At 69.8% G+C, this 15,218-nt stretch carries 12 protein-coding genes; 8 read left to right on the top strand and 4 right to left on the bottom strand.

What is annotated here, in order from left to right:
• Position 1: 1 nt before the first annotated feature.
• Positions 2 to 1,597: a DNA polymerase Y family protein gene (locus DYE23_RS06460; protein ID WP_115326787.1), complete on the top strand. Its 1,596-nt coding sequence runs from the start codon at positions 2 to 4 to the stop codon at positions 1,595 to 1,597.
• On the opposite strand, the gene DYE23_RS06465 is transcribed toward DYE23_RS06460, so the two are convergent.
• Both DYE23_RS06465 and DYE23_RS06470 read right to left on the bottom strand, forming a co-directional pair.
• Positions 1,588 to 2,628 carry a nucleoside hydrolase gene (locus tag DYE23_RS06465; protein WP_099962609.1) on the bottom strand — a complete coding sequence of 347 codons (1,041 nt, stop codon included), beginning with the start codon at positions 2,626 to 2,628 and terminating at the stop codon, positions 1,588 to 1,590. The genes DYE23_RS06460 and DYE23_RS06465 overlap by 10 nt on opposite strands.
• On the bottom strand, positions 2,625 to 4,640 hold the full coding sequence (locus tag DYE23_RS06470) for an SDR family oxidoreductase (protein ID WP_218566995.1): 2,016 nt from the start codon (positions 4,638 to 4,640) through the stop codon (positions 2,625 to 2,627). Before DYE23_RS06470 ends, DYE23_RS06465 begins: the two co-directional genes overlap by 4 nt.
• 54 nt (positions 4,641 to 4,694) lie before the next feature.
• Between DYE23_RS06470 and DYE23_RS06475 the strand changes: the two genes are divergently transcribed.
• From DYE23_RS06475 to DYE23_RS06490, 4 genes are all read left to right on the top strand, one after another.
• Complete coding sequence (locus tag DYE23_RS06475; RefSeq protein WP_011895726.1) at positions 4,695 to 5,570, top strand: MaoC/PaaZ C-terminal domain-containing protein; 876 nt, start codon at positions 4,695 to 4,697, stop codon at positions 5,568 to 5,570.
• 104 nt (positions 5,571 to 5,674) lie between these two features.
• Complete coding sequence (locus DYE23_RS06480; RefSeq protein ID WP_115326788.1) at positions 5,675 to 6,835, top strand: GGDEF domain-containing protein; 1,161 nt, start codon at positions 5,675 to 5,677, stop codon at positions 6,833 to 6,835.
• 31 nt (positions 6,836 to 6,866) lie between these two features.
• On the top strand, positions 6,867 to 10,166 hold the full coding sequence (locus DYE23_RS06485; protein ID WP_115326789.1) for an error-prone DNA polymerase: 3,300 nt from the start codon (positions 6,867 to 6,869) through the stop codon (positions 10,164 to 10,166).
• Between the two features lie 14 nt (positions 10,167 to 10,180).
• Entirely contained in the window at positions 10,181 to 10,822 is a 642-nt protein-coding gene (locus DYE23_RS06490; protein ID WP_115326790.1) for a nitroreductase family protein, read from the top strand.
• 9 nt (positions 10,823 to 10,831) lie between these two features.
• Here the strand turns inward: DYE23_RS06490 and DYE23_RS06495 are convergent, their stop codons facing one another.
• A complete protein-coding gene (locus DYE23_RS06495; RefSeq protein ID WP_115326791.1) occupies positions 10,832 to 11,296 on the bottom strand; it encodes a tRNA (cytidine(34)-2'-O)-methyltransferase in 465 nt (154 codons plus the stop codon).
• 17 nt (positions 11,297 to 11,313) lie between these two features.
• Between DYE23_RS06495 and DYE23_RS06500 the strand changes: the two genes are divergently transcribed.
• A complete protein-coding gene (locus tag DYE23_RS06500; RefSeq protein ID WP_115326792.1) occupies positions 11,314 to 11,919 on the top strand; it encodes a class I SAM-dependent methyltransferase in 606 nt (201 codons plus the stop codon).
• 41 nt (positions 11,920 to 11,960) lie between these two features.
• Here DYE23_RS06500 and DYE23_RS30785 read toward each other — a convergent pair whose 3' ends face one another.
• Positions 11,961 to 12,113, bottom strand: coding sequence for a hypothetical protein (locus tag DYE23_RS30785; RefSeq protein ID WP_013472632.1), 153 nt, complete (start codon positions 12,111 to 12,113; stop codon positions 11,961 to 11,963).
• A gap of 304 nt (positions 12,114 to 12,417) precedes the next feature.
• Between DYE23_RS30785 and DYE23_RS06505 the strand changes: the two genes are divergently transcribed.
• Both DYE23_RS06505 and DYE23_RS06510 read left to right on the top strand, forming a co-directional pair.
• Positions 12,418 to 14,805 (top strand): HAMP domain-containing sensor histidine kinase, encoded by a 2,388-nt coding sequence (locus tag DYE23_RS06505; RefSeq protein ID WP_115326793.1) that lies wholly within the window; start codon positions 12,418 to 12,420, stop codon positions 14,803 to 14,805.
• Positions 14,805 to 15,218: a roadblock/LC7 domain-containing protein gene (locus tag DYE23_RS06510; protein ID WP_115326794.1), complete on the top strand. Its 414-nt coding sequence runs from the start codon at positions 14,805 to 14,807 to the stop codon at positions 15,216 to 15,218. The genes DYE23_RS06505 and DYE23_RS06510 overlap by 1 nt, the downstream gene beginning before the upstream one ends.

Raw genomic sequence — 15,218 nt, forward strand, 5'->3', positions numbered from 1 at the left:
GATGGCGGGCAGGGTGCTCGCGCTCTGGTGCATGGACTGGCCCGCCGTCGCCGCGTCGGCAGCGGCCGAGCTGCCGCCGACGACGCCGGTCGCCGTCACGCTGGCCAACCGGGTCATCGCGTGTTCGGCCGCGGCGCGTGCGGCCGGGGTGAGGCGGGGCTTGAGGCGGCGGGAGTCCCAGGCCCGCTGTCCCGAGCTGCACGTGGCTGCCGCCGATCCGGCCCGAGACGCAAGGCATTTCGAGAATGTCACGCTCGCGGTCGACGAGCTGGTGCCCAGGGCGGAGGTCCTGCGGCCCGGCCTGCTGGCACTGTCGGTGCGGGGCGCTGCGAGGTACTTCGGATCTGAAGTCGCCGCCGCGGAGCGTCTGGTCGATGCGGTGGCCGCGGTCGGTGCCGAATGCCAGGTCGGCATCGCCGATCAGTTGCCCACGGCCGTCTTCGCGGCGCGGGTGGGCAGGATCATCGACCCCGGCGGGGACGGGCCGTTCCTGGCGGAATTGTCCATCCGGCAACTGTCCGGCGAACCGAGCCTCGCGTCCGCCTCTCGCGAGGAGCTGGTCGATCTCCTGTGGCGCATGGGAATCCGCACGATCGGCCAGTTCGCCGAGCTGTCCCGCAGCGATGTCGCGTCCCGGTTCGGGGCCGACGGCGTCACCGCGCACCGTATCGCCCGCGGGGAACCGGCCCGCGGCCCGTCCGGACGCGAACCCGAGGCCGAGCTCGATGCGGTGATGAACTGCGACCCGCCGATCGACCGCGTCGATGCGGCAGCGTTCGCGGGCCGGTCGCTGGCCGGCGTGCTGCACCGCAGCCTGGAGGCCGCAGGGGTGGGTTGCACCCGGCTGGCCATTCATGCGGTGACCGCCAACGGTCAAGAGCTGGAACGTGTCTGGCGATGTGCCGAGCCGCTGACCGAGGACGCCACCGCCGACAGGGTGCGGTGGCAGCTCGACGGCTGGCTGAACCGGCGCAATCCTGACCGGCGGGCAGGAGCGAAGCGACCGGGGGATGGATACGGCCGGCCCGGCGCGCCCATCACCGTGCTGCGTCTGCGTCCCGTCGAGGTCGTCTCGGCAGAAGCTCTGCAACTTCCGCTCTGGGGTGGGGTGGGGGAGCAGGACAGGCTGCGGGCGCGCCGGGCGCTGGTCCGGGTCCAGGGTCTGCTGGGTCCCGAGGCCGTCAAGGTGCCGGTGCTCAGTGGCGGCCGGGGTCCCGCGGAACGGATCACCTTGACCCCGTTCGGCGACGAGCTTGTGCCGCAGGCGAATCCGGACCAGCCGTGGCCCGGACGACTTCCGGAGCCGTCGCCGACCGTGCTGCTCGACGACCCGGTCGAGCTGTTCGACGCCGAGGGGAACCCGGTGCGGGTCACCGGACGCGGGCTCTTCTCCGCCGAGCCGTCCCGGCTCCATGCCCCCGGCCGGTCGGGGCAGCTGTCGTGGTGGGCCGGGCCGTGGCCGGTCGACGAACGGTGGTGGGACCCTTCATCCAAGAGTGGCAGAACGGCGCGAGCGCAGGTCCTGATCGACGAGACGCAGGCGCTGCTGCTGTGTTACCGGCAGAGGAGGTGGTACCTGGAAGGGGTTTACGAGTGATCCAGCGCGGCGGCGAAGGCGCCCACGCGCGCGATGAACCGGTCGAAGAACACCGCAGGGTCGACCTCGACACCGATGAGTGCGTTGGGTTCGCGTCCCCAGTGCCCACTCCAGTCGGCGATCGTCATCCCCCGTGTCAGGGTGCCGGTCAGCTCGACGTCCACCGGTGCGGACCGGTATCGCACCAGGGTGGTGTCCAAGGCGACCGCGGCGGCGAGCGGATCGTGCACATGGGCCAGATAGCCCTCGCCCTGATCGTGGTGGAACTCGAAATAGAACCGCATCGCGTCCTCGAGGACCCGGATCAGCGGGTTGGACGCCGTCGACGCGGTACCGCGGACGTCGGACACCGACATCTGCGTCGACGTGGACCCGGCAGCTTCGGCGAGGCGGCGCAGCAGCTCCGGTGTCATCTCGGCGTGCTCGGTGAGGTTGAGCCCCAACACGATCGGGAGATGCTCGGCGCCCGACCGGCTCCACACCGAGAACGTCTCGGCGGCCGACTCCGGGTCGACGCTGACATTCCATTCGGCCACCGGCGTCGTGTTGCCCCGGTAGTCGAACGCGCCGCCCATGATCACCAGTCGCTTCAGCAGTCGGGGCAAAGCAGGTTCGGCCCGCAGCGCGAGCGCCAGGTTGGTCAGCGGCCCGGTGGCGATCCCGATCAGCTCGCCCGGATGGTCGTGGGCGGCACGCACCCAGGCCTGAGCGGCGTCGTGGTCGGTCAGCGTCGTCGTCGGCTCCGGCAGTCGCGCGTATCCGAGCCCCCGTGGGCCGTGGGTGTCCTCCGCGGTGCGCAGCGGCGCGACCAGTGGGGTCGCCGACCCTCGCGACACCGGAATCCCGGTGGTGCCGCACAACTCCAGCAGTGCCAGGTTGTTCCGGCAGACATCGTCGACGCCGACGTTTCCCGCCGTCGAGGCGATGCCGACAACATCGGCCTCCGGGCTGGCGAGCAGGTAGACCAGAGCCATCGCATCGTCCACACCGGTGTCGACGTCGAGGAAGACAGGGTGGCTGTCGCCGCTCACCAGTGCACGCCGGGAACCAGTCGGATTGCCTGCTTGACCGCCGAGGGGATGCGCACTGACGGCACGGGACGCCTCGGCGGCCAGGGCTCGCGCTCCGGGGTGCGGGTTGCGGAGTGCACCCGGTCATTCTCGGCGATTCCTTGTGCGGCAGCCGAATCGGGGAAGCCCAGATAGAGCTGGTGCAGGACGCGGCGGGCGAGCTTCGGGGTCAGGTACATGCCGAGGTCGGCGACCGTCCCGATCGGGGTGTCGATACGCGCGGGCTTCTCGACCAGTGCGCGGACCACCATCGCCGCCGCGTGCTCGGGGGAGATGGCAGGGGCGGGGTTGAGCCGGCCCGAGGGTGCGATCATCGGCGTCTTCACCAGCGGCATGTGGATGTTGGTGAAGGTGATGTGATCCGAAAGCGTCTCGGCGCCAACCACTTCGGAGAACGCATCGAGCGCCGCCTTGGACGGGATGTAGGCGCTGTAGCGGGGGTTGTTGGCCTGCACCCCGGCGCTGGAGACGTTGACGACGTGTCCGAACCGGCGTTCACGCCAGTGCGGGAGCAGAGCCAGCACCATCCGCACGGCGCCGAAGTAGTTGACCGCCATCACCCGTTCGTAATCGTGGAACCGGTCGGTCGACGCCGTCACCGAGCGGCGGATCGAACGTCCCGCGTTGTTGACCAGGTAGTCGACGTGCCCGAAGCGGCCGAGGATGTCCTTGACCGTGTGCTCGACAGCTGAGGGATCGGTCACGTCGCAGGTGAACGCGTGTGCGTCGCCGCCGGACTCGCGGATCTCGGCGATCAGGTCGTCGAGGGCTTCGGCGTTGCGCGCCAACGCGAAGACGGTCGCGCCGCGGGCCGCTACCGCGACCGCCGACGCGCGTCCGATGCCACTCGACGCCCCGGTGATGACCACGTGCCTGCCGACGAGCGGCCCGGCCGGGTCGTCCTGGCGCGCGCGGTTCGGGTCGAGGTGCTCGGCCCAGTACCGCCACAGCCCCGGGGCGTACGACGCGAACTCCGGCACGCTGATCCCACTGTCGCCCAACGCCTCGTCGGTGTGTTCGGAGGTGAACGTCGGCGCGAGCTCGACGACGTCGAGGACCTCGCCGGGAATGCCCAGCTGCGTGGCGGCCATGTTGCGAATCGCCTTGGCATGCCCGGACGCCTGCAGCAGCGGTGCGGCTGCCGCACGGGGGAGCACCCCGACGAGCGGGGGTAACCCGGCGGCGCGGGCGACGCCGCGGTAGATGCCCCGCAGCCCCGTGTTCTTCGGTGCGGTCAGGTGGAACGTCTGGCCGTCGCGACCGTCGGCGTGCATCAGCGCGTCGAGCGCGTCGACGACGAAGTCCACCGGCACGAGGTTGGTGCGTCCGACATCGGGCAGCATCATCGGTGTGAAACGGGGCAGCGCCGCCAGAGCCGACAGGACGCCGAAGAAGTAGTACGGACCGTCGATCTTGTCGATCTCCCCGGTGCGGGAGTCCCCGACCACCACCGCGGGCCGATAGATGCGGAACCTCAGCCCGTCGGCGGCTCGCACGAGCTGTTCGGCCTCGAACTTGGTGCGGTGATAGGGCGTCGGCAGCTCCTGGCCGACGTCGACGTCGTCCTCGGTGAAGACCCCCGGATGGGTCCCCGCCACGGCGATCGAGGAGACGTGGTGCAGGGTCGCGCCGAGCCGCCGGGACAGCGCGATGACCGCCCGGGTGCCCTCGACGTTGGCCGCCCGCTGGCGGTTCTCGGGAGCGGTCATGTCGTAGATCGCCGCGCAGTGCACCACGTGGTCGACGGGTCCGAGCTCGGCGACCGTCGCATCGGTCAGGCCGAGGTCAGGGTCGGTGAGGTCGCCGACCAGAGCGTGTACCCGGTCGTCCCAGTCGCGGGCCAGCCGCTCGAACCGGCCGAGAGAGCCGCGACGGACCAGCACGTGGACGGCGGTCACGTCCGGGCGGGCGAGCAAGCGTCCGATGAGCCGGCTGCCGATGAATCCGGTACCGCCGGTAACGACATAGCGCATGCCGGACATGCTGACCTGCCGCGGGGTGTCAGTCAACACGGTTACTGTCGCGCCATGCCGATCGATCCCGGCGCCCTCGGCGCGAGCACACCGCCAGCCATCTTCCGCTGGACCGACCGCGACACCCTGCTGTACGCCCTCGGCGTCGGCGCGGGCACCGACGATCTCGCGTTCACCACGGAGAACAGCCACGACGTCACCCAGCAGGTCCTGCCCACCTACGCCGTGATCGCCTGTTCGCCGTTCGCGGCGATCACGAAGATCGGGTCCTTCGACTTCAGTCGGCTCCTCCACGGCTCGCAGCGCATCCGCGTCTTCTCCCCGCTTCCTGCCGCGGGGGCGCTGAGCGTGGTCAGCGAGGTGGCCGACATCCAGGACAAGGGTGAGGGCAAGAACGCGGTGGTGATGCTCAAGGGGACCGGCCGCGATCCCGACACCGGGGCCGTCGTCGCCGAAACGCTGACCACGCTGGTGCTGCGCGGGGAGGGCGGTTTCGGCGGGCAGCCCGGCAGCAGGCCGACGGCGCCGCCGGTGCCCGATCGCGAACCCGACGCCCGGGTTTCTCTGCCCACCCGCGAAGACCAGGCGCTGATCTACCGCCTGTCGGGTGACCGCAACCCTCTGCACAGCGATCCGTGGTTTGCTCAACTCGCCGGATTCCGCCGTCCGATCCTGCACGGGTTGTGTACGTACGGTGTCGCGGGCCGCGCCCTGGTGAGCGAACTCGGCGGCGGTGACGCCACCAGGATCACCGCGATCGCGGCCCGTTTCGTCGCGCCGGTGCTGCCCGGCGACACGCTGACGACCTCGATCTGGCGCGTGGAATCGGGTCGCGGGGTGTTCCGCACCGAGGCGGCGAACGCTGACGGATCGGACTCCCGGTCGGTTCTGGAGGACGGGGAGGTGGAATTCGTCGACAATCAGAGGTGACCGGCGAGTATTCTTGCTGGGCAATTGTTTGCTGGGCTGATAGCGTTTCGCTGGGCGCGGGGGGTTGTGCAGTCCGGTTCGGTGTACGGGACGGGGTGGGTCGGATGTTCGAGGGTTTGCGGAGGCTGTCCGCCAATTCCCTCGCGCCTGCGGTCTGGCGGTTCGACCAGTACTACTGGTTCACCGCGATACTGACCGCGCGTGGGTTCCAGACGGCGACAGGTCGGCTGGTCGCGGCGTGTATCGCCGCGTTCGGGCTGCTTCCTCTCGGCGTGATCGCCGGCGTGTTCGGTCCTCAGTCGCTGGTCGCGCAGATCCTCGCGGGCATCGTGGTGATCGCTTCGCTGGCGATGGCGATGCTGTGGCTGCGTGAACACTGGCCCACCCGCGCGCAGTCGTTGGCGTGTGTCGCGGCGGGAGCGCTCGGCATCGGGATCTCCTCCCTGTTGGTCGCCGATCCGTTCGCCGGGTTTCTCGGCACCGCGGCCTTCGTGCCGCTGACCATCTTCATCGTGTGCTTCCACGCTGCGAGGGTGCTGGCGCTGAGCTGGACGGTCGGCGCGCTGGTGCTCGCGGTGCTGGTGGTCCGGATGGGGTCGACCGACCTCGCGGTGGCGCTCACCGGGCTGGTCATCGCGGTTCTGATCAACGTGTTCGTGGCGATCTCCTGCCGCACCGTCATCAGACTCCTCAAGCCCGACGCGCACCACCGCGACATCGAACAGCTCACCGGGCTGCTGCACCGGGATGCGTTCTACAACTCTGTGGCAACTCTGCTGGCCTCGCGGAGTCGCAGCGACGACCAGTACCTGGTGTTCGTCGCGGTGAACATCGACAGCTTCTCGTTGTTGCTGGGTCTGTCCGGTTCGGGCGGTGGCAACCGTGCACGCGTCACGGTCGGGCAGGCGCTGCGCGAGACGGTGCGCCACAACGCGATCGTCGCGCACGTCTCCGACGACGATTTCGTGATCGCCGATACGTTCACGACCTCCGATGCGTCTCCGTTGGTGGAGCGGATCCGGGGTGCGATCGCCGCGACCCCGCAACGCCTGACGGCGAGCATCGGCGTGGTGGTCACGCCGCTGCCACCGCTGGCGGCCGAGCCCCCCGACGAGGTCCTCGACAAGCTGATCGCAATCTCGCAGCAGGCCATCGAGCAGGCGCGGATGGCCGGCGGAAACCAGGTCCGCTATGTGCTGAGGCCCGACCTCGGTGAGGGTGACGACAACGGCGACGACTGGCCGGAGCAGAACAGACCCGCCTGACAGTCGAACGGATGTTCGATAAGCTTTCGGCATGGGTTGGCACACCGGTCCGCCGAGCTGGGGCGAGATGCGTCGCGTCCTCGAAGGCAAGCCCCGTCGCGCCGGTTGGCCCATCGACGCACAGGTCGGCGACGGCGGGGACAGTCCAGCCTGGTCGAGCAAGCGGGGGCAGTACCGGGCGCCGGAGTCGAGGGGTCCCGCGACGGGGCGTTCGGTGCCCTACGCCGAGCTGCATGCCCACTCGGCCTACAGCTTTCTCGATGGCGCGAGCACTCCCGAGGAACTGGTGGAGGAGGCGTCCCGGCTGGGTCTGCGGGCCCTCGCGCTGACCGATCACGACGGGCTCTACGGTGTGGTGCGCTTCGCCGAAGCGGCCAAGGAGCTCGACGTGGACACGGTCTTCGGGGCCGAACTGTCCCTCGGTGGGGGAACCCGCACCGACGTCCCCGACCCGCCCGGCCCGCACCTGCTGGTGCTCGCTCGCGGGCCGGAGGGCTACCGGCGACTGTCGCGGCAGCTGGCCGCGGCGCATCTGGCCGGTGGTGAGAAAGGGGTGCTGCGCTACGACTTCGACGCGTTGACCGAGGCCGCGGGCGGGCACTGGCAGATCCTCACCGGATGTCGCAAGGGTCATGTCCGCCAGGCGCTGTTGCGTGGAGGCGAGAGTGCTGCCGAGGCCGCGCTGGCCGATCTGGTGGACCGGTTCGGCCGCGAGCGGGTGACTGTCGAGCTCACCCACCACGGCCATCCGCTCGACGACGAACGCAATGCCGCCCTGGCCGCGCTGGCGCCGCGGTTCGGCCTCACCGTCGTCGCCACCACCGCCGCGCATTTCGCCGAGCCGTCCCGGGGCAGGCTCGCGATGGCGATGGGCGCGATCCGGGCCCGGAACTCGATCGACGAGGCAGCGGGTTACCTTGCCCCGCTGGGTGGTTCGCATCTGCGGTCGGGGGAGGAGATGGCACGGCTGTTCGCCCACTGCCCCGAGGTGGTGACGGCCGCCGCCGATCTCGGTGAGCAGTGCGCGTTCGGCCTTGCGCTGATCGCCCCGCAGTTGCCGCCGTTCGAGGTCCCGGCGGGGCACACCGAGAACAGCTGGTTACGGCATCTGGTGATGCAGGGCGCCCGCGAACGCTACGGCCCCCCCGAGCGCGCGTCGCGCGCCTACGCCCAGATCGAGCACGAACTGCGGGTCATCGAGCAGTTGAACTTTCCGGGTTATTTCCTTGTGGTGCACGACATCACCCGGTTCTGTCGGGAGAACGCGATCCTGTCCCAGGGTCGGGGGTCGGCGGCCAACTCGGCAGTCTGCTACGCGCTCAAGGTCACCAACGTCGACCCGATCGCCAACGGGTTGTTGTTCGAACGTTTCCTGTCCCCGGCCCGCGACGGGCCACCCGACATCGACATCGACATCGAATCCGACCTGCGCGAGAAGGCGATCCAGTACGTCTACGAGCGCTATGGGCGCGAGTACGCCGCCCAGGTGGCCAACGTGATCACCTACCGGGGACGCAGCGCGGTGCGCGACATGGCCCGTGCGCTGGGATTCTCGCAGGGGCAGCAGGATGCCTGGAGCAAGCAGATCAGCCAGTGGGGCAATCTGGCCGACGCCACCCATGTCGAGGACATCCCGGAGCCCGTGATCGACCTGGCCATGCAGATCTCCAACCTGCCCCGGCACATGGGGATCCACTCCGGCGGCATGGTGATCTGCGACCGTCCGATCGCCGACGTGTGTCCGGTCGAGTGGGCGCGGATGGAGAATCGCAGCGTCCTGCAGTGGGACAAAGACGACTGTGCCGCAATCGGTTTGGTCAAGTTCGATCTGTTGGGGCTCGGTATGCTCTCGGCGCTGCACTACGCGATCGACCTGGTGGCCGAACACAAAGGCCTTGAGGTGGATCTGGCCAAGCTCGACCTCTCGGAACCGGCGGTGTACGAGATGCTGCAGCGGGCCGACTCCGTCGGGGTGTTCCAGGTGGAATCCCGGGCGCAGATGGCGACCCTGCCCCGGCTCAAGCCCCGGATGTTCTACGACCTGGTGGTCGAGGTCGCGCTGATCCGGCCCGGCCCCATCCAGGGTGGCTCGGTGCATCCCTACATCAAGCGGCGCAACGGTCAGGAGCCGGTCACCTACGAGCATCCCTCGATGGAGCGGGCACTGCGAAAAACGTTGGGGGTGCCGCTGTTCCAGGAGCAGTTGATGCAGCTGGCGGTCGACTGCGCGGGCTTCTCGGCGGCCGAGGCCGACCAGCTGCGCCGGGCGATGGGCTCCAAGCGCTCGACGGAGAAGATGCGCCGGCTGCGCGGGCGGTTTTTCGAGGGCATGGCCGAGCTGCACGGCATCAGCGGAGACGTCGCGCGCAGGATCTACGAGAAGCTGGAGGCGTTCGCGAATTTCGGTTTCCCCGAGAGTCATTCGTTGAGCTTCGCGTCGCTGGTGTTCTACTCCTCGTGGTTCAAGTTGCACCATCCCGCGGCGTTCTGCGCGGCACTGCTGCGCGCGCAGCCGATGGGCTTCTACTCGCCGCAGACGCTGGTCGCCGACGCCCGCAGGCACGGCGTCGACGTGCACGGGCCGGACGTGAACGCCAGCCTCGCGCACGCCACGCTGGAGAACCACGGACTCGACGTGCGACTCGGTCTCGGCAGCGTCCGCCACATCGGCGAGGAGTTGGCGCAACGTCTGGTGGAGGACCGAAATCTCAACGGCCCCTTTGTGTCTCTGACCGATCTGACCAGGCGGGTGCAGCTGACGGTCCCGCAGACCGAGGCGCTGGCGACCGCGGGTGCACTGGGATGCTTCGGGATCACCCGGCGGGAGGGTCTGTGGGCGGCGGGCGCGGCTGCTACCGAACGGCCGGATCGGCTCCCGGGGGTGGGTTCGTCCTCGCAGGTGCCGTCCCTGCCCGGCATGACGGAACTGGAGCTGACGGCCGCGGACGTGTGGGCGACCGGGGTGTCCCCGGACCGCTACCCGACGGAGTTCCTGCGTGAAGACCTCGACGCGATGGGCGTGGTGCCCGCCGACCGGCTGTTGTCGGTGCGCGACGGCACCCGGGTGCTGGTGGCGGGGGCGGTGACGCACCGGCAGCGGCCCGCCACCGCGCAGGGGGTGACGTTCATGAACCTCGAAGACGAGACCGGTATGGTCAATGTGCTCTGCTCCCAAGGCATCTGGGCCCGGCACCGCAAACTGGCGCAGACCGCGTCGGCGCTGGTGGTCCGCGGCATCGTGCAGAACGCCACCGGGGCCGTCACGGTGGTCGCCGACCGGATGGGTCCGATCAACATGAAGGTCGCGTCGAAGTCGCGCGACTTCCGCTGAGTAGTCTCGGGACGATGACGCTCAACCTCTCTGCCGACGAAGTCCTGACGACGACCCGTTCTGTGCGCAAGCGGCTGGACTTCGACCGGCCCGTGCCGCGCGAGGTGCTCAACGAATGCCTCGAGATCGCGCTGCAGGCACCCACCGGCTCCAACGCGCAGGGCTGGCAGTTCGTGTTCGTCGACGACCCCGAGAAGAAGAAGGCGCTGGCCGACATCTACCGGATCGCCGCCGACCCGTACCTGGAGGCCGAAAAGCCCACGTTCGGTGACGTGCGCGACGAACGCACGCCGCTGGTCGTCGACTCGGCGAAGTACCTGGCCCAGCACCTGCACGAGGCGCCCGTGATGCTGATCCCGTGCCTGGAGGGCAGGCCGGACGGCGCACCGGCCGGGATGTCCGCCGGCTTCTGGGGGTCCCTGCTCCCGGCGGTGTGGAGCTTCATGCTCGCGCTGCGCTCCCGGGGGTTGGGGTCGGCGTGGACCACGCTGCACCTGATCGGCGACGGCGAGAAGCAGGCCGCCGAGGTTCTCGGGATCCCGTTCGACAAGTACTCCCAGGGCGGGCTGTTCCCGATCGCCTACACCAAGGGCACCGAATTCAAGAAGGCCAAGCGACTGCCCGCCGAGCAGCTCACCCACTGGAACACCTGGTAGCGCCTGCTGTCAGACGGCGCCGGCGAACCCGTGCTGGCGCCACGCCTCGTACACCGCGACCGCGGCGGCGTTGGACAGGTTCAGCGAGCGGCGGCCGCTCAGCATCGGGATGCGCACCTGCTCGGTGATGTGCGGGTCGGCCAGCGTGGCCTCGTCCAGGCCGGTCGGTTCGGGCCCGAACATCAGCACGTCGCCGGGCTCGTAGCCGATGCCGGCGAACGACGTCGTCGCGTGCGCGGTGAACGCGAACACCCGCGCCGGCATCAACACCGACCACGCTGCGTGCAGGTCGGCGTGCACGGTGACCGACGCCAGATCGTGGTAGTCCAGACCCGCGCGCCGGAGCTTCGGCTCGGACAGGTCGAAGCCGAGCGGCTCGACCAGATGCAGCGCGCATCCGGTGCCGGCCACCATGCGAATCGCATTGCCGGTGTTGGGTGCGATCCGCGGCGAGTAGAACAGCACGTTGAACACAACGGGATAATGCCAGCATGGCCGAAACGAGTCTGTGGATGCAGAAGGTCGCCGCCGATCCCGGGCACTCCCGGTGGTACATCGAGCGTTTCCGGGCCATGGCCCGCGCCGGTGACGACCTGTTCGGTGAGGCCCGCTTCGTCGATGCGATGGTGCCGCGCGGGGCGCGGATCCTCGATGCAGGTTGTGGGCCCGGCCGGCTGGGTGGATACCTGGCCGCCGCGGGTCATCACGTCGTCGGTGTCGACGTCGATCCGGTGCTCATCGAGGCGGCCGAGCAGGACCACCCCGGTGCGACGTGGCTCGTCGGCGACCTGGCCGAACTCGACCTGCCGGCCCGCGGTATCGCCGAACCGTTCGACGTGATCGTCTCGGCGGGCAACGTCATGACGTTCCTCGCCCCGAGCACCCGCGGTGAGGTTCTGCGGCGGCTGCGGACGCACCTCGCGGCCGAGGGTCGCGCCGTGATCGGCTTCGGCGCCGACCGCGACTACGACTTCGCCGAGTTTCTCGACGACGCGGCCGGAGCCGGGTTCGTGCCGGACCTGCTGTTGTCGACGTGGGATCTGAGGCCGTGGCGGGAAGACTCCGGGTTTTTGGTCGCGGTTCTACGGCGCATGTAGACGGCCGTTCTACGGCGCAAGTAGCCGGCCGTTTTACGGCGTCAGTCCAGGGATGTCTCGTAGCTGGCGATAGAGATCAGGCCGTCGAGCGTGTCGAGGTCGACGACCTCGCTGCTCATGGCTCGCATCAGGGGGGAGTCACCGATTTCCGAGGCGTCGGCCAGCACGGCCACCTCGACACCGTTTCGAACCATCTTCGCACCTCCGTTGTGCGGGCTGGTTACCCTTCGGGAGCGCCGCCAATCGCGGCTTACTCGATCCATTGTTCCTCGTCGCGCGCACCGCCCAGCGTCGGAGGGATAACGATCGACTCTCGGTTCGGCCTCCGCGACCGGTGTTTGCCGCGCCGCGAAACCACGGGTCTATCAGCTTGTTTGCCGGTCGGTGCCGGCGTCCCGAGCGGTGGTAGCCGGGCAGCGCGACTGGCATACTCGTCGGGTTGCCAGGCCCAGCATCCACGCCCGACGCGGCGTGCCCCCGCAGGAAGCCCCACGAACGATGGCTCGATCATTGAGACCCGACCAGCGCCCGTCGCGCTGGGCGCCGCCGAATTGGCCGGTGCGGGTGAAAGTGCTGGCGCTGGTCACGGTGCCGCTGGTGTTGGCGTGTGTGTTCGGTGGGCTGCGGATCTCCGCGAGCACTGTCGAGGCACGAGAACTGGCCCACGCGGCAGACCGCGCCCAGATGGTGCCCGCCGTCGTCGACTACATGGCCGCGCTGCAGAACGCGATGGTCACGGCCGGCGGAGGCGGCAATCCCGCGGCGGCGCTGGGCGAGTTCGACTTCCGCAAGGCCGAGTTGTCGCGGGTGCTCGAGGGCGCCGATGTCGACGACAGCGTGCGTCTTGCCACCAACACCCTGCTCGAGTACGGACAGAACCTGCTGGACAGGATCGGCGCCGCGGAGATGGATCTGCGCACCCAGGTCATGACGTTCGGGCCGCTCCTCATCACCGCGCAGACCGCGCTCACCGGATCGGTCGGTTCGGACGAGGATTCGGTGCGCACCGAAGCCGACGTGCTCTCCCGCGCGGTGGGAGCACGGGGCCAGATGGCCATGCAGGACATGCTCGTCACCCGGGGCGGCGAGCTTCCCGAACCGCTGCTGCGCTCGGCGATGGTGACGCTGGCCGGAACCGAACCCGCCACCGTGACCGCGATGGGTACTTTCCTCGGCGGCGCCAGCGACCGTGCGGACGCCCTGCGCTCGCAGATGGTCCGGCGCATGTCGCTGCTGTCCGATCCCGCCGTCGTGCTGGTCGGCAATCCCGAACTGCTGATGTCGCAGAAGATCACCGCCGATATCGCCCAGAGCCTGATCAACCGGATCGCCGACGAGATCCCGGCGCGGGTGTCGCGGCAGGCCGACGACGCGCGTACCGCGGCGATCCGGGACTCCGTGCTCGTCGGAGCCGCGATCCTGGTCGCTCTGATCCTGGTGCTGTGGGTGGCGCGTTCCCTGGTGCGGCCGTTACGCACCCTGCGTGACAGCGCGTTGCGGGTCGCGCACGACGACCTCGGCCGCGAGGTCGAGCGGGTGCGCGACGACGGCAAGGAGTTCGCGGTCGACCCGATTCCGGTGCACACCACCGAGGAGGTCGGGCAGGTCGCCCACGCCGTGGACGAACTGCACCAGCAGGCCCTCGTGCTGGCCGGTGCGCAGGCCCGGCTGCAGCTGCAGGTCACCGACATGTTCGAGACGCTGTCGCGGCGCAACCGGTCGCTGGTCGAGCAGCAGCTCTCGCTGATCGACGGCCTGGAGCGCGACGAAGAGGATCCCGACCGGCTCCAGAGCCTGTTCCAGCTCGACCATCTCGCGGCACGGATGCGACGCAACGGCGCGAACCTGCTGGTGCTGGCCGGTGCCCGGATCTCCCACGACCGCGCGGAGCCGGTGGCGGTCGCGGCGATCGTGAACGCCGCCGCGTCCGAGGTCGAGGAGTATCCCCGCATCGTGACCGGCGACCTGCCCGACAGCGAGGTGGCCGCGAGCGCGGCCGGTGACCTCGTGCATCTGCTCGCCGAACTGCTCGACAACGGGCTGCGGTACTCACCGCCGCACACCCAGGTGCGGGTCTCTGCGGTGCCGACCGACAACAACGGTCTGGTGATCGAGGTCAGCGACACCGGCCTGGGAATGACGGAGGCCGACCTGCGGGTCGCCAATATGCGGCTGGAGTCCGGCGGCGAGGTCAACCCGTACACCGCCCGGCACATGGGTCTGTTCGTGGTCAGCCGCCTGGCCGCCCAGCACGGCCTCGTCGCGAGGTTGCGCAGTACGGTTGCCGGACAACCCGATTCGGGGACGACCGCGGGGGTGTACATCCCGGCGCGGCTCCTGGTCCGTCGCGCGGCGCCGCCGGTGCAGGCCCGCGACGTCCGTCCGGCTGCGCCGGCACCCGCACCGACACCGGCGCCGGCACCGCCCCCGCCTCCGGCGCCGGTTGTGCCGCCCGCCGACGTGCTGCCCCAGCGTCGTCCCGAGCCGCCGCCACCCGTCGAGCCGCCGCCACCCGTCGAGACACCGCGGCCCGGGCACGCCGACATCGACCACGACGACGCGATCTATCAGAAGATGCTCTCCGAGTGGCTCGTCGACCCGCACGAGCTGTCCCACAGCAGCGATCTGAACTGGAAGTCGGTGTGGGACAACGGCTGGTCGGCGGCCGAGGCCGCCGACGCCGCGCCGGTGCGCCACCGCACCCCCGAGGGCCTGCCGGTCCGCCGGCCCGGGGCGCGCCTGATCCCGGGGCACGCCGACACCGAGAACGGACATCCGCTCCCGGTGCGCGATCCGGACGCGGTCCGCGCGAGCCTCGGCGGCCACTTCGGCGGCGTCCACGCCGGGCGCCGTCATGCGCGGGAAGCCGCGGGAGACGACCGCTGATGAATCTGCAACCGCCACAACCGGACTCGTCGCTCGACTGGCTCGTCGCGAGGTTCGCCCAGGACGTCGCGGGTGTCACCCACGCGATCCTGGTCTCGGCCGACGGTCTGCTCATGGCGGCCAGCGGGCACATCCCGCAGGAACGCGCCGATCAACTCGCCGCGGTGGCGTCCGGGTTGGCCAGCCTGTCCACCGGCGCCGCGCAGCTCGTCGACGGCGGCCACGTCCTGCAGTCGGTCATCGAGATGGAACACGGCTACCTGCTGTTGATGCGCGTCGGCGACGGTTCCCACCTGGCGACGTTGACCGCCCGCAACGGCGACATCGGCCAGATCGGCTATGAGATGGCGATCCTCGTGGAGCGGGTCGGCGCCGTCGTCCAGGCGCCGCGGCGCCCCCGTCAGCACCAGTAG

It is taken from the genome of Mycolicibacterium gilvum (genome assembly GCF_900454025.1).
Lineage (GTDB): Bacteria > Actinomycetota > Actinomycetes > Mycobacteriales > Mycobacteriaceae > Mycobacterium > Mycobacterium gilvum.

What these genes read in the sequence shown, in the direction of transcription:
- DYE23_RS06460 (WP_115326787.1), top strand. Translation starts at nt 2, where the DNA reads ATGGCGGGCAGGGTGCTCGCGCTCTGGTGCATGGACTGGCCCGCCGTC.
- DYE23_RS06470 (WP_218566995.1), bottom strand. Translation starts at nt 4,640, where the DNA reads ATGCGCTATGTCGTTACCGGCGGTACCGGATTCATCGGCAGCCGGCTC.
- DYE23_RS06475 (WP_011895726.1), top strand. Translation starts at nt 4,695, where the DNA reads ATGCCGATCGATCCCGGCGCCCTCGGCGCGAGCACACCGCCAGCCATC.
- DYE23_RS06480 (WP_115326788.1), top strand. Translation starts at nt 5,675, where the DNA reads ATGTTCGAGGGTTTGCGGAGGCTGTCCGCCAATTCCCTCGCGCCTGCG.
- DYE23_RS06485 (WP_115326789.1), top strand. Translation starts at nt 6,867, where the DNA reads ATGGGTTGGCACACCGGTCCGCCGAGCTGGGGCGAGATGCGTCGCGTC.
- DYE23_RS06490 (WP_115326790.1), top strand. Translation starts at nt 10,181, where the DNA reads ATGACGCTCAACCTCTCTGCCGACGAAGTCCTGACGACGACCCGTTCT.
- DYE23_RS06500 (WP_115326792.1), top strand. Translation starts at nt 11,314, where the DNA reads ATGGCCGAAACGAGTCTGTGGATGCAGAAGGTCGCCGCCGATCCCGGG.
- DYE23_RS30785 (WP_013472632.1), bottom strand. Translation starts at nt 12,113, where the DNA reads ATGGTTCGAAACGGTGTCGAGGTGGCCGTGCTGGCCGACGCCTCGGAA.
- DYE23_RS06505 (WP_115326793.1), top strand. Translation starts at nt 12,418, where the DNA reads ATGGCTCGATCATTGAGACCCGACCAGCGCCCGTCGCGCTGGGCGCCG.
- DYE23_RS06510 (WP_115326794.1), top strand. Translation starts at nt 14,805, where the DNA reads ATGAATCTGCAACCGCCACAACCGGACTCGTCGCTCGACTGGCTCGTC.